This window comes from Blautia pseudococcoides, from assembly GCF_001689125.2.
In the GTDB taxonomy this organism is placed as follows: Bacteria; Bacillota; Clostridia; order Lachnospirales; family Lachnospiraceae; genus Blautia; species Blautia pseudococcoides.
Genome location: NZ_CP015405.2, coordinates 1,633,990 through 1,646,796, shown reverse-complemented (window position 1 = coordinate 1,646,796; position 12,807 = coordinate 1,633,990). Strand labels below are relative to the sequence as shown.

13 protein-coding genes are annotated in these 12,807 nt (G+C 46.4%); 11 read left to right on the top strand and 2 right to left on the bottom strand.

The features are described 5' to 3' along the window. The first annotated feature begins 60 nt into the window (after positions 1-60). From A4V09_RS07750 to A4V09_RS07720, 7 genes are all read left to right on the top strand, one after another. Positions 61-783: an alpha/beta fold hydrolase gene (locus A4V09_RS07750; RefSeq protein ID WP_065541841.1), complete on the top strand. Its 723-nt coding sequence runs from the start codon at positions 61-63 to the stop codon at positions 781-783. Between the two features lie 297 nt (positions 784-1,080). Beyond that, positions 1,081-1,983 (top strand): damage-control phosphatase ARMT1 family protein, encoded by a 903-nt coding sequence (locus A4V09_RS07745; RefSeq protein ID WP_242964021.1) that lies wholly within the window; start codon positions 1,081-1,083, stop codon positions 1,981-1,983. Further along, positions 1,980-2,969, top strand: a complete 990-nt coding sequence (locus A4V09_RS07740) for a DUF4003 family protein (protein WP_065541840.1) — start codon at positions 1,980-1,982, stop codon at positions 2,967-2,969. The genes A4V09_RS07745 and A4V09_RS07740 overlap by 4 nt, the downstream gene beginning before the upstream one ends. Before the next feature lie 2 nt (positions 2,970-2,971). Then, positions 2,972-3,568 (top strand): sce7726 family protein, encoded by a 597-nt coding sequence (locus A4V09_RS07735; protein ID WP_065541839.1) that lies wholly within the window; start codon positions 2,972-2,974, stop codon positions 3,566-3,568. 15 nt (positions 3,569-3,583) lie between these two features. Next, entirely contained in the window at positions 3,584-4,054 is a 471-nt protein-coding gene (locus A4V09_RS07730) for a hypothetical protein (protein ID WP_065541838.1), read from the top strand. 101 nt (positions 4,055-4,155) lie between these two features. Continuing rightward, the gene (locus tag A4V09_RS07725; RefSeq protein ID WP_065541837.1) at positions 4,156-4,860 is read left to right on the top strand and encodes a 3'-5' exonuclease; all 705 of its coding nucleotides are present in this window, start codon (positions 4,156-4,158) and stop codon (positions 4,858-4,860) included. A 21-nt stretch (positions 4,861-4,881) separates the two neighbouring features. Then, positions 4,882-5,661: a GNAT family N-acetyltransferase gene (locus A4V09_RS07720; protein ID WP_065541836.1), complete on the top strand. Its 780-nt coding sequence runs from the start codon at positions 4,882-4,884 to the stop codon at positions 5,659-5,661. Positions 5,662-5,726: 65 nt separating this feature from the next. Here the strand turns inward: A4V09_RS07720 and A4V09_RS07715 are convergent, their stop codons facing one another. Continuing rightward, positions 5,727-6,329 carry a TetR/AcrR family transcriptional regulator gene (locus tag A4V09_RS07715; RefSeq protein ID WP_065544688.1) on the bottom strand — a complete coding sequence of 201 codons (603 nt, stop codon included), beginning with the start codon at positions 6,327-6,329 and terminating at the stop codon, positions 5,727-5,729. Positions 6,330-6,688: 359 nt separating this feature from the next. Here A4V09_RS07715 and A4V09_RS07710 point away from each other — a divergent pair, with 359 nt between their 5' ends. Next, complete coding sequence (locus tag A4V09_RS07710) at positions 6,689-8,797, top strand: efflux RND transporter permease subunit (protein ID WP_065541835.1); 2,109 nt, start codon at positions 6,689-6,691, stop codon at positions 8,795-8,797. Continuing rightward, entirely contained in the window at positions 8,794-11,505 is a 2,712-nt protein-coding gene (locus A4V09_RS07705) for a YhgE/Pip domain-containing protein (RefSeq protein WP_065541834.1), read from the top strand. Before A4V09_RS07710 ends, A4V09_RS07705 begins: the two co-directional genes overlap by 4 nt. A 111-nt stretch (positions 11,506-11,616) precedes the next feature. Here A4V09_RS07705 and A4V09_RS26725 read toward each other — a convergent pair whose 3' ends face one another. Continuing rightward, a complete protein-coding gene (locus tag A4V09_RS26725) occupies positions 11,617-11,751 on the bottom strand; it encodes a DUF3795 domain-containing protein (protein WP_157123559.1) in 135 nt (44 codons plus the stop codon). An 80-nt stretch (positions 11,752-11,831) separates the two neighbouring features. Here A4V09_RS26725 and A4V09_RS07700 point away from each other — a divergent pair, with 80 nt between their 5' ends. Together A4V09_RS07700 and A4V09_RS07695 are read left to right on the top strand one after the other, a co-directional pair. Beyond that, on the top strand, positions 11,832-12,368 hold the full coding sequence (locus A4V09_RS07700; RefSeq protein ID WP_084043475.1) for a DUF2284 domain-containing protein: 537 nt from the start codon (positions 11,832-11,834) through the stop codon (positions 12,366-12,368). A gap of 156 nt (positions 12,369-12,524) precedes the next feature. Next, the gene (locus A4V09_RS07695; RefSeq protein WP_065541832.1) at positions 12,525-12,800 is read left to right on the top strand and encodes a YabP/YqfC family sporulation protein; all 276 of its coding nucleotides are present in this window, start codon (positions 12,525-12,527) and stop codon (positions 12,798-12,800) included. Positions 12,801-12,807: the final 7 nt, after the last annotated feature.

The following is a 12,807-nucleotide window of genomic DNA, read 5'->3' as shown; positions in this document are numbered from 1 at the left end:
CCTTCTGGAATTCGCAGGCCATGCATACAAGTTAAATAATTTTGAAATCGGAGAGTGAAAATGCAGTATAAAAAAAGGCCCTGGCCTCTATGGAAGAAACTATCTTTAAGCCTGTCAACCGCAGTGCTGTTTCTGTTTTTTGGTTTTGCCGTGTATGTTTCAAATTATTACCATTCACAGGCATATGAACCAAAGGATGCCATCACAACCGAATCGGACGATTACCTTACATATGGGGATAAGAACAGCGGCACAGGCTTTATCTTTTATCCGGGAGGCTTGGTTGAGGCCAAAAGCTATGCGCCGCTGCTTGAAAGGATTGCAGGGGAAAATGTCTTTTGCGTTCTGGTAAAAATGCCGTTTCATCTGGCTGTTTTTAACTCTAATGCGGCAGATACGGTGATCCAGGATTTTCCGGACGTAAAAAACTGGTATCTTGGCGGACATTCACTTGGTGGTGCTATGGCTTCCTCTTATGCGCAGAAACATGAAGACTCACTGGAAGGACTGGTTTTGCTTGCGGCGTATCCCACAGATACGCTTAAATCACTGCCGGTTTTGTCCATCTATGGCAGCAGGGACGGAGTTCTGAACCGGGAGAAATACAAAGAATCCATTAAAAACGCAAAAATCTGTAAGGAAATAATCATACAGGGAGCCAATCATGCAGGCTTTGGAAATTACGGAGAACAGAAAAAAGATAAAACAGCCAGTATTTCCGGTGAAGAGCAGTGGGACAGCACGGCTGAATATATACTGGAATTTTTGGATGCATTGGCATAGGAAAATGCATGACCATACTGGCAGGAAAAAACAGTAACTAAATCCGGTAACGGAAAAGAAAAACCAAGAAAAGCAGCGGCATTTGAACCATAGATGCCCTGCTTTCTTTTTGTTCCAATATCTGCAAAATATGCCGCTGTTTACACGCTGCGATCCCGGAAGACGATTCATAAGAGCAGACAGGCCGGATGCTTTTTACTATTGGAAATCAACACACAATAGGGTATAATGAAATCGTAAATAAATAAAATACCAGTAAGGATCCTGGGACATTCTATAAATTGAAACGGAGATACCATGAAAATATCCACAAATGTAAAATTAAGCGCCCAGTGTATGAGCTGCCTGATCACCCGTCAGATGGAGAATCTGAAGGACGTCGCTTCCGAGGAATTAAAGTCTGCCTATATGCGGGAAGTGTTTCAGATCATCGGTGCAGCGCAGCCGGAGGACACAGCACCCGTGCTCATCGCTAAAATAAATGTGATCCATCAGAAGTATTTTGGACGCGCATACAGTTTTGAACAGTTAAAAAAAGATTACAATCATAGGATGCTGGAGGCAGAGGATGCGGTACGCAGCCGGATCGCCCAGTCAGACGACCCTGTATACCAGGGGATCCTGTACGCCCGGGCAGGCAATTATATTGATTTTGGAGCCATGGGCAGTGTGAGCGATGAAAAGCTCTGGGAGCTGATCGACACAGCTTCCGGGGAAACCCTGGATGCCTCCGAATACAGTGATTTCACAAACCAGATGGAGACTGCCGGAAACCTGGTCTACCTTACCGATAATTGCGGTGAGATCGTTCTTGATAAGCTTTTGATCGAACAGCTTATGAAAAAATATCCGCAGATTCATGTTACCGTTATTGTACGGGGTGAACCGGTGATCAATGATGCCACAATTGAGGATGCCAATATGACCGGGCTTTCTGATCTGGTGCCTGTCATCGGCAATGGCACGAAAATTGCAGGCACAAGCCTGAAGCATATCTCCAAAGAGGCCAGGGACCTGATCGCTGCTGCGGACCTGATCCTCTCAAAAGGCCAGGGAAATTTTGAGACGCTGAACAACAGCGGGCTGAATGTCTACTACATGTTTCTCTGCAAATGTTCCTGGTTCGTGACCAGATTTGGGCTGGAGCAGTATAAAGGTGTGTTTGTAAATGACAGAAGTCTTGGGAGGGATATATCTTGAGAGAAGAACTGAGAAAACGCTGTGATCTGTTTATTGAAAACAGAGATATCATCAAATCCACCTTTGGGTGGGAGAGCCCGTATGTCTATCCAATGTGCGCGGGGATCCTGACGTCAAGAGGTTCTCTTGCCGATGCGGACCGCCTGCTTAGCTGCCGGGATATTTTAAAGGCCAATACCGGACCTTTTTCTAATTTCAGAGGTGTTTCAAAACTGGCTGTCATTACCATGCTCTCGCTGACGGAAAACCCCGAAATGGTGATGGAGCAGATGCTGACGCTTTACGGACGGCTAAAGGAATACTTCTGGGGTTCCGAATATCTGACAGTGGCGGCTGCCACCGTAGCGGAGATGGCAGACCCGTCCCGGTATGAGGAGATCATACGCAAAACAGGCCGTATTTACAGCCGTATGAAAAATGCCCATCCATTTCTCACATCCGGCGAGGACAGTGCATTTGCCGTACTTCTTGCTATGTCTGAACTGGATGATTCCTGTATTGAACGGGAGATGGAGCAGTGCTATCATATTTTAAAGCCCTGCTTCTTCTCCGGGAATTCGGTGCAGTCCCTCAGTCACATTCTGGCTCTCGGTGAGGATTTTGCGGTGCCGAAGTGCAGAAGGGCGCTGGAATTATTTGATTCCCTGAAATCCCGGGGGCTGAGATACGGAACAGGCTGTGAGCTTGCAACATTAGGTGTTCTGGCGCTTCTGGATGTGGAAAAAGATATACTGGTACAGGATATCACAGAGGCGGATGCTTTTCTGAAATCCCGGAAAGGATTCGGGGCTTTTGGTGTGGGGGCCAGACAGAGGCTGATGTATGCCGGCATGATGGCTTCCTGCGATTATGTGCCGGACCTGCATTCCATGCAGACAGCGGCATTAAACGGCGTTGTGGCTTTGGTCATAGCCCAGCAGGCCGCAATCTGCGCCTCCGCAGCCGCAGCCAGTGCAGCCGCGGCTTCCTCCTCCTCCAATTCCTGATCATGCTGTACGATAAGGATATCCGGGAGCCTCTCTTTGACTTTTTAGAGGAGAGGTACGGTAAGATCAGGATCTTGGAGGAAAAACAAATGGGTAAGTCACGTGCGGACATTGTGATGGTCCTGCCGGACACCATTGCCGGTATTGAAATAAAGAGCGATGCGGACACCTATGTGAGACTGAAAAGACAGGTGAGAGATTACAACCGCTATTATGACAGCAACCTTGTTGTGGCAGGATCCACCCACGCTCTGCACATCAAAGAGTATGTTCCTAAATGGTGGGGAATCATCACAGCGGAAAAGATGGGAAATACCGTGGATTTTTATACCCTCCGGGAACCAAAGCCTAATCCGAAAGTGGATATGAAGAGAAAGCTCAGTATCCTATGGCGCCCGGAACTGGCACATATTCAGGAACTGAATAAGATGCCAAAATACAGGGAAAAAAGCAAAGCCTTTGTGATTGAAAAGATACTGCTGAAGGTTCCACGGGAGACGCTTGCCCTGCAGATCAGTGAAGAATTGTTTGAGAGGGATTACACCACAATTGAGGAAAGGATAAGGGAGTATAAGAGGAAGAAAAAGCATGGTTTATAAAGGAGTAAGGGGTATATGACAAGATACGAGAAAATGAGCCAGCTTTTTAATGAGGATTACCGGGTGATTGATTTTCTGCCCGGAAGGGTTCCCCATGAAGCTGAAACAATATTTGAAGAAGTAGAACAGTATTTTATGCAGGACAAACAGCTTCAGGTTTTCTGTGATAAGGTGATTGCTATTGTGTTGAAGCTTTTATGCTATTATCCTTTTGAAATGTATGTGCAGGAACATATTCCGCTCATTCGTCAGAGGGAAGGATGGCTGAAAGATAAACGCTGTGATACCATAGTCAAAATCATGAAAAAGACCATTTTGAAAAGGAAAGGACAGATTGACATTCTCCTGACCAGGGAAAACTCCATGCTGAGTATCAGCGGAGGGACACTGAGTATTGCTGTCTATAATGAAAGTGACTCCCTGCGGGAAATGCTGCAGCCCATGGTGCACACAGAAGGTCTCTACGACTGGAGGTTCAGAGCATGAAAGCCGTTGCCGGATACTGTCGGAAACTATAAGGCAGGCAGCAGGGCGGACCCGGAACGTCCGTTTAAACAGAAGAGAAAGAGAGGAAGACGCAGCGCGATATGTTAAAATCATACATAGCTTTTGACATAGAAACTACAGGTCTAAGTCCAGAAGAAAATGAGATCATAGAGATAGGCGCATTAAAGGTGCGGAACGGAAAAGTACAGGAACGTTTTATGGAATTTATTAAGCCAAAACTTTTTATTCCAGCCAATATCACAGGCATTACCGGAATCACCAATGAAATGGTGGAAAATGCCAGGTGCCGGGAAGAGGTGATTCCTGATTTCCTGCATTTTTGTGAGCAGGATATTTTGATCGGGCACAATGTGCTGTTTGACTACAGCTTTGTCAGGCTCAGCGCCGAATCTCTGGGTTATACCTTTGAAAAAGACGGCATTGACACTTTGAAAATAGCCAGAACCGTGCACAGGGACCTTCCGTCCAGAAGTCTGGGCGAGCTGTGTGAGCACTACCGGATCAACAATTCAGCTGCCCACAGGGCCTATCATGACGCACTGGCAACTGCTAAGCTGTACCAGACCATGGCACACTATTTTGAGGAGAAAGAGCCCCATCTGTTTGAGCCGTCTCCTCTGGTCTGCACAGCCAAAAAATGCCCGCCCGCTACAAAAAAGCAGATGGATTTTCTTATGCGTCTGATAAAGCAGAAGGGCTTGAAACAGACTTTTAACCCGGACACACTGACCAGAAATGAAGCCTCCCGGTTAATAGACAGTATTCTGTCCGGCCAGGCGGTATAGTCCGGCCGCAGAGAGGTGAGTATGACGAAAAGAGAAGAACTTATAAAGTTAAAACCCGACAACCATGATATGCGCCTGAAATACTACGAGCTGGTCCTAAAGAGCAGCAGTCTTGAAAACCTTCCCGGCTTTTCTCTGCCAAAGGGATACCGCTATGTCTATTACAGGGAGGGAGATAAGAAGGACTGGATTGCCATAGAAACATCTGCAAGAGAATTTGTTCTTCCGATGGAGGGGGAGGCTGCCTGGGAGAAGTACTATGCCGGGAAAGAAAAAGAGCTGGAAGAGAGAATGTTTTTTGTGGAGACTTTGGATGGCGAAAAAGTTGCCACAGCCACAGCATTCTATGAACCACGGGACTTATCCGGCGCGGGATGGCTGCACTGGGTGGCTGTAAAGAGAGAATACCAGAGGCAGGGCATTGCAAAAGCCCTGATCTCCCATACTCTGCAGCGTTTAAAAGAACTGGGCTATCCCTCCATTAAGATACCGACGCAGACAAATACCTGGGTAGCTGCCGGAATGTATCTGGATTTCGGGTTTCGGCCAGTACCGGAAAATGCTGTAAACAGCAGGGAAGGGTACGGAATTCTCAGGACATTGACGAATCATCCGGCACTTGCAGCCTTTGAACCCGTACCTTATGAGGAGATTTGGGATTCCCATATGGTTGAGATAGAGAAAAAACTGAGGGAACAATATGCTGATTTGGTCCATTTCAGGGTTTTGGAGGAGAACGGGCAGGAGAGGATCCTGTTCTGTACTCAGACCGGGACTGGAGAATGGAAGAAAGCATTTTAGAGACAGAGCAAAAGGACCGGAGACTTGTACTGCATATATGCAGACAGCCGCCGGTCCTTTTACAGTCAGCTTGTTGTATAAGCAAGAAAAATCTGGTGGATGGCTTTATGAAGATATGGCAGGTATTTGTCCATGGTCACCGGCTGTTCAAATAAAATACAGTTGTAACAGGTGGACCCCACCAATTCAATAAAAGTAAAAAGCATAAGCTCAGGTTCCTCACAGGTCACTGCGCTTTTTTTCATCATTTCAAGATAGTATTCATAAAACTTCTGTGATTCTTCCGGTACGGTACGTGCAAAGGCATTTTTGAAAATACCCCAGGATAGATTCTTTGCAATGAACTGAAGAAGGGTATGTTCTTTCTGGAAACGTTCAATGATATAGTCCATCATCCACATCATCTGATTCTCAAAACCTGTAATCTCCCTGGCCGCCAACGCCTTATGGGCATCCGCAAACAATTGTCCGGCTTTGTAAGCGATCAATTTATCCCTCAAATCATATTTATCCTTGAAATAAAGGTAAAAAGTTCCTTTTGCAAGCCCGGCCTGATTGACGATGTCAGAGATTGTGGTTTTGGCAAAGCCTTTATTTGTAAATAGATCAAATGCGGTCTGGAAGAGAGCACTCTTTTTCTGCCGCTTGTTTATCTCCAGTTTTCCCATGGCTGTCTCACCTTTCATATGTGTTTTTATCACACCTGAATTTTGATTTTAATCTCATTATCTAATAAAAATGACTATAAGTCAATACCTTAAAAATGACCAAAATTCATTTTGCTATTTCATGGATTTCTGTGAGTTTTAAATATTGACTATTAGTCATTTTCGCTTATAATGGAAGTTGATATGAAATATAAGAGGTAACACTTCAGCAGGTCCGCACATTTTCTGCGTTGACCGTAAGAAAGCGTTCAGTATCAGGCAAAACCTCATGGCTAAAGACAGTTTATCATGGATTTTTGCTTGTCACTTGTGAAGGCACTGAACAGTTACAAAGAAAGACAGAATAGGGGATGATTTCTATGGTCAAAGCGGGCAAGTGGATCGCCAGGCACCGGGTTCTCATATTACTTTTGGGGATTCTGCTGCTGGTTCCATCCGTAATAGGTATGGCTAAAACAAAAATTAACTACGATTTGCTCAGTTATCTGCCGGAACACCTGGAAACCGTAAAGGGTCAGGATATCCTGGTGGATGAGTATGGGATGGGTGCATTTTCCATGGTTGTTGTGGAAAACATGGACCTAAAGGACGCACAGAAACTGGAAGATAAGTTCAGCGATATACCTCATGTAAAAGATGTACTCTGGTATGACGATGTGGCAGATTTAAGCCTTCCGGTGGAGATGATCCCAAAGGATCTGCGGGAAGCCTTTTTCCGGGGCGATGCAACCATGATGCTGGCATTGTTTGACAACACCACTTCCTCCGATGAGGCAATGGAAGCAGTGACACAGATGAGAAAAGTTGCGGATAAGCAATGTTTTATCAGCGGCATGACAGGGATCGTCACAGATATCAAGAACATATCCCTGCAGGAACTGCCCATCTACGTGGTCATTGCCACATGCCTTGCTTTTCTGGTTCTGGAACTTGCCACAGAGTCCTTCCTTGTACCTGTATTTTTCCTGCTCAGTATTGGATGTGCCATTTTATATAACATGGGGACCAACCTGTTTTTGGGGGGGATTTCTTACATTACGCAGGCTCTGACCGCTGTACTGCAGCTTGGTGTTACCATGGATTACTCCATATTCCTCCTGAACAGTTATGAGGAAAATAAGCTTCGCTTCCCAGGCGACAAGAACAGGGCCATGGGGCATGCCATTTCCAACACGTTCAAATCCATTGTGGGCAGCTCCGTGACTACGATCGCCGGATTCGCTGCGCTCTGCTGCATGACGTTTACTCTGGGCAGGGACTTGGGTGTTGTTATGGCAAAGGGAGTGGTGATCGGTGTTATATGCTGTGTCACCCTGCTTCCGTCCATGGTACTTATATTTGATAAGGCGATTGAAAAAACAAAGCACAGACCTCTGATAAGAAATGTAGAGGGTCCGTCCCGGTTCATTACAAAGCACTACAAATTATGGCTGGCAGTTTTTCTGCTCCTGCTCCTGCCGGCAATATACGGAAATGATCATACGAAAGTGTACTATAATATTGCGCAGTCACTGCCCTCATCCCTTCCGGGTAATGTGGCCAATGAAAAGCTGCAGGATGATTTTGATATGAGTACCATGCATATGATACTTATGAAAAAAGATATGGACAGTAAAGAAAAGCGTGACATGATGGAGGCAGTTGACCAGGTAGATGGCATTAAATGGACCATTGGCATGAACTCCCTGTTCGGTCCGTCCATTCCTGATTCCATGATACCGAAGGATATTAAAAAGATGCTGCAAAGTGATAAGTACGAGCTGGCCTTTGTATGCTCGGAATATGAATCGGCCACGCCAACCGTGAACAAACAGATTGCAGCCATTGATAAGATTGTAAAATCATATGATGATTCTGCCATGGTAATCGGTGAAGCGCCTCTGATGAAAGACCTTCAGGATGTTACAGACGTGGACCTGCGCAATGTGAACATAATTTCCATTGCCGCCATTTTTATTATTATCATGCTGGTGTTTAAATCCCTGTCCCTTCCGGTTATCCTGGTGGCAGTCATAGAATTTGCCATTGCTGTGAATATGGCAGTGCCTTTTTATCAGGGGACCAGCCTTCCCTTTGTGGCAAGCATTGTCATTGGTACCATTCAGCTGGGGGCAACGGTTGATTATGCCATTTTGATGACCAGCCGGTATCAGAAGGAACGACAGAGAGGGCACAGCAAAAAAGAGGCCATATCCATTGCACATAAAGCAAGCATGCTGTCTATTATCACCAGCGGATGCAGCTTTTTCGCCGCAACCTTTGGAGTTGCCTGCTATTCTGAAGTGGATATGATAGGCTCTATCTGCACCCTGCTTTCAAGAGGAGCCCTAATCAGTATGGCTGTAGTTATCATGGTACTTCCGGCCATGTTTATGATATTTGATAAAGTGATATGCAAGACATCCATAGGATTTCTGGGTAAGAAGACAAAAAGACAGCGCTCATCAGGAAAGGAAGTAATAGAATGAACAGAAACAGAAAACTGAAAAATAAGATGATGACAGGACTTGCCGTGAGCATGGCCACTGTTGTGGGTGCCATGCCGGTTTATGCAGCAGGGGAAACGGAGAAAGAAGTATCCAAGGAAGAAACGGTCTATGTGAATGCCGACGCAGCCGGCAAAGAAAAGGATGTGACAGTGTCCAGCTGGCTTAAAAACGCCGGAGTGGAGAAGAAGCTGAAAGACCAGACTGATTTAAAAGATATAAAAAACGTTAAGGGTGAGGAGACATATACGGAAAAAGGGGATTCTGTTATCTGGAATACTGAGGGGCAGGATATTTATTATCAGGGAAAAACCAGCAAAGCCCTGCCGGTCTCTGTAAACCTGGCCTACTATTTAGACGGAAAGAAAATGAGCCCCGAAGATTTGCCAGGAAAGAGCGGGCATCTGCAGATCAAGATCCATTATGAAAACCATGTCAAACAGACCGTAAAGGTGGACGGAAAAGAGGAAACCCTCTATAGTCCTTTTGTTATGATGACAGGACTGATTCTGCCGGAAGATATTTTTTCAAATGTTATGATTGATAACGGAAAGGTTATTTCAGACGGCAGCAGAAATATTGTGCTTGGTATTGCCATGCCCGGCCTGAAAGAAAGCCTGGGGCTTGACAAAAACCTGAATAAAGGTAATGACAGTGACGGTATTACCCTTCCGGAGAGCCTGGAGGTGTCCGCGGATGTGAAAAACTTTTCTATGGACCCTACTTTTACCATAGCGCTGACGGATATCATGAAGGAACTAAATACAGAAGACATCACGGATATGGATAAACTGAAGGATTCTCTGAATGATCTGGAGGACACTGCCCTTAAACTGGTAGACGGTTCCGCGGAGCTGTCTAAAGGGGCTGATACCCTGGACAGCAAATATAAAGAATTTGACGATGGTGTGAACGTGTTAAAGAGCGGAATTGATGTGCTGAACAGCGGCGGAGTACAACTTGCAGACGGAATCGGCAGTTATACAGAGGGTGTGGATCAGTTGGATAACGGGATCCAGACCTATTTAGGAAGCAGCGGCGTTCTCACAGGAAAGGTTACAGAGTATGTGGACGGGATCAATACCATAGTGAATGGGGTAAAACAGTATACCGACGGTGCTTCTTTACTGGCAGACGGCACAACGGCCTATATTGCCGGGGAGAAACAGCTCGCTGCCGGAGCAGAAGGACTCAGGCCCCTTATAGAGGGGCTGCCGAAAATAACAGATGCTGTCGGACAGCTGAACAGCGCACTGGACGGAAAGGGCAGCACCACGGATGATATCCGCCTTGCTGCTGATACGCTGGCTGCCGGCACCCAGCAGTTAAAAGATACGCTGGACAGTACAGATATCCATGCAATGATGGCGCTGGTGGATCAGATGACAGGCACAGGCCAGGAACTGCTTAGGGAGACAGAGGACCTGTCCTCCATGATGCAGGAAAAGATTGCCGTTCCTGTCAGTGAAATGATTGCCGCAGGTGAGAGCCTGAAGAACAATCTTAGCTCTCTGCAGTCATATCTCACCACGATTCAGTCAGAATCAGAAAGGGCTATTGCCCAGGCAGAACAGGCAGTAACCAATGATGTAAATAGTAAAATTGATATGAAAAACACCCAGATCCAGAACATGGCAAATACTGCGGCAGATACTGCACAGGAAGCCGCCAATGCAGAACTCCAGGCAGCAAGGGATGCTTTGGATGCACAGATCGCCGCTTCCGATGATGAGGCAGTGATAAGTGCTCTGACAGCCGCCAAAGGCCAGCTTGGCAATGTGACAGTGGACGCGGAAAACATGGAAAAGCTGGAACATATACAGGTTCCGGCAGTCAACGTAAATATTCCTGCTTTCGATGCTTCCGGAATCGTAAATGCTATAGAAAAAATGGCTGGCTCCTATCAGACGGTTGAAGCAGCCGTCAGTGAACTTGGCAGCGATGAATTTCCGTTGATCCAAAAGCAGCTGGAAGGAATCACTGCCATGAAAAATCAGATTCCAACAGCACCTATGGAAACTTTAAAAGAGAGTGTATCTGCCCTTAACACAGGCATGCAGCAGCTAAAAGGCGGTATCAGCCAGCTTTCTGGCAGTGTCAGCCTGCTGGACCAGAGCACATCCACACTTCCAAAAACCAGCAAAGGGATCCAGTCTCTTCTGGATGGATTTAAGAACCTGGGAAATGCCAATCAGAAGCTTTTAGACGGTGCAGGGGAATTAAAACAGAATGCGCCTATATTGGTACAGGGGGTAGGAACACTTCAGGGAGGCACTTCACAGTTAAGCCATGGACTGGATGAGTTGAGTACAGAGCTTTGTTCCGGTGCTGCCATGCTTTCCGCAAACAGCGGCACACTGCGGGAAGGAGCTGCCACACTGACCTCAGGCACCGGGGAACTGTTGTCAGGCAGCAACACCCTGCAGGACGCAAGCGGTCAGATACAGGAGGGCATATCCCAGCTAAAAGACGGGGCAAAGACATTGAAAGACGGCATGAAGGAATTCCATGAAAAAGGCACTAAAAAATTGAAGGACACCATTGAGGATAAGGTGGGTAATATACTGGACAGAGTGAATGCACTGAATTCCGAAAACTGCACGTATGACACCTTCAGCGGGAAAGCAGACAACATGAACGGCAATGTGAAATTTATTATCGAAACAGACGCTATAGAGGCGGAAGAGTAATACAGAAAAGAAAAAAGATTTATCAGGCGGTACAGCAAACGGTTGCTGTACCGTTTTTTGTATGTTGTGCAAAAGACTTCCTTTGTCATATTTTTCAACAAGAGTATACATCTATATTGACAGCATATAACCATTGCCATATAAAAAGGCCCGGATGCGGACACTGTCAAACATCTTCTCTTTACAGGGAAACGCTTCACATTCCCAGCAGCCCTCTATCCCCTTTTGGAGACAGCAGGGGCGTATTGGTTGCCATTATACGACATTTCCTGTATAATAAAACACAAATGAATGAGGAAATAAGAGAGAAAGAAGAGGATTAACCAATGATTTCACATGAAAAATTGGAAGCGTTCATCTGCCAGTATCCGGTTTATCAATACGCCTTTTTCAGTCCGGAAGAAATCGAATTTTCCTACCGTGTCAGATGGATCTGTGAAAAAGAATGCCAACGCTTCAACACGACCTGGGCCTGCCCGCCTGCTGTCGGAAGCGTAGAAGAGTGCAAACACCGCTGCCTAGCCTACAAAGAATGCTTCCTGTTCTCCACTATAGCGGAAGTTACTGATGTCATTAACTTTGAAGAGACCCTGTCCACCCGCAAAGAACACGAAAATATAACAGCCGCCATCGAGCAGTTCATCAACTCCCAGGGTTCCCAATGCATGGCCCTTTCCACCGAATCCTGCGACATCTGTGAAATCTGCACCTATCCATCCGCCCCCTGCCGTTTTCCGGGAAAAATGCATCCCTGCGTGGAAAGCCACGGCATCATCGTCAGCGAACTGGCCGAAAAACACCACCTTGACTTCACCTTGTCCCCCACCCAAATCCTCTGGTTCGGCATCATCTTCATAAAATAACCCATATCCCCCGCACCTCCGGCCCACATCCCCCGCTAGGGGAATCAGCCGGAAGGTCCAGGGGCGCGGAGACCGGGTCATTCCCCGTCCCCCTTTGTCATCATTTCCCCCTTCTTCGCATACTCATAATAGTAAGACATCACCCCGGAGACTCCCATGCGCAAAAAATCCACCCCCCTCACCGGCCGCATCGCCGACTCCCTCCAAATTCCCAAAGACCTGGCATACCGGGAAGCCATCTTCACAATGACCGGCTCCAGGGAGCTTTTCATAGAAAATTACAAATGCATCCGCCAATACGAGGACACCTGCATTGTCCTTCTCACCAAACACGATGCTATAAAAATAGAGGGAACCCACCTCACCATTGACTACTACACCAACGAGGAAATGAAGATCACGGGAAGCATCTGTTGTGTTTCCTTTCTATAAGAAAATG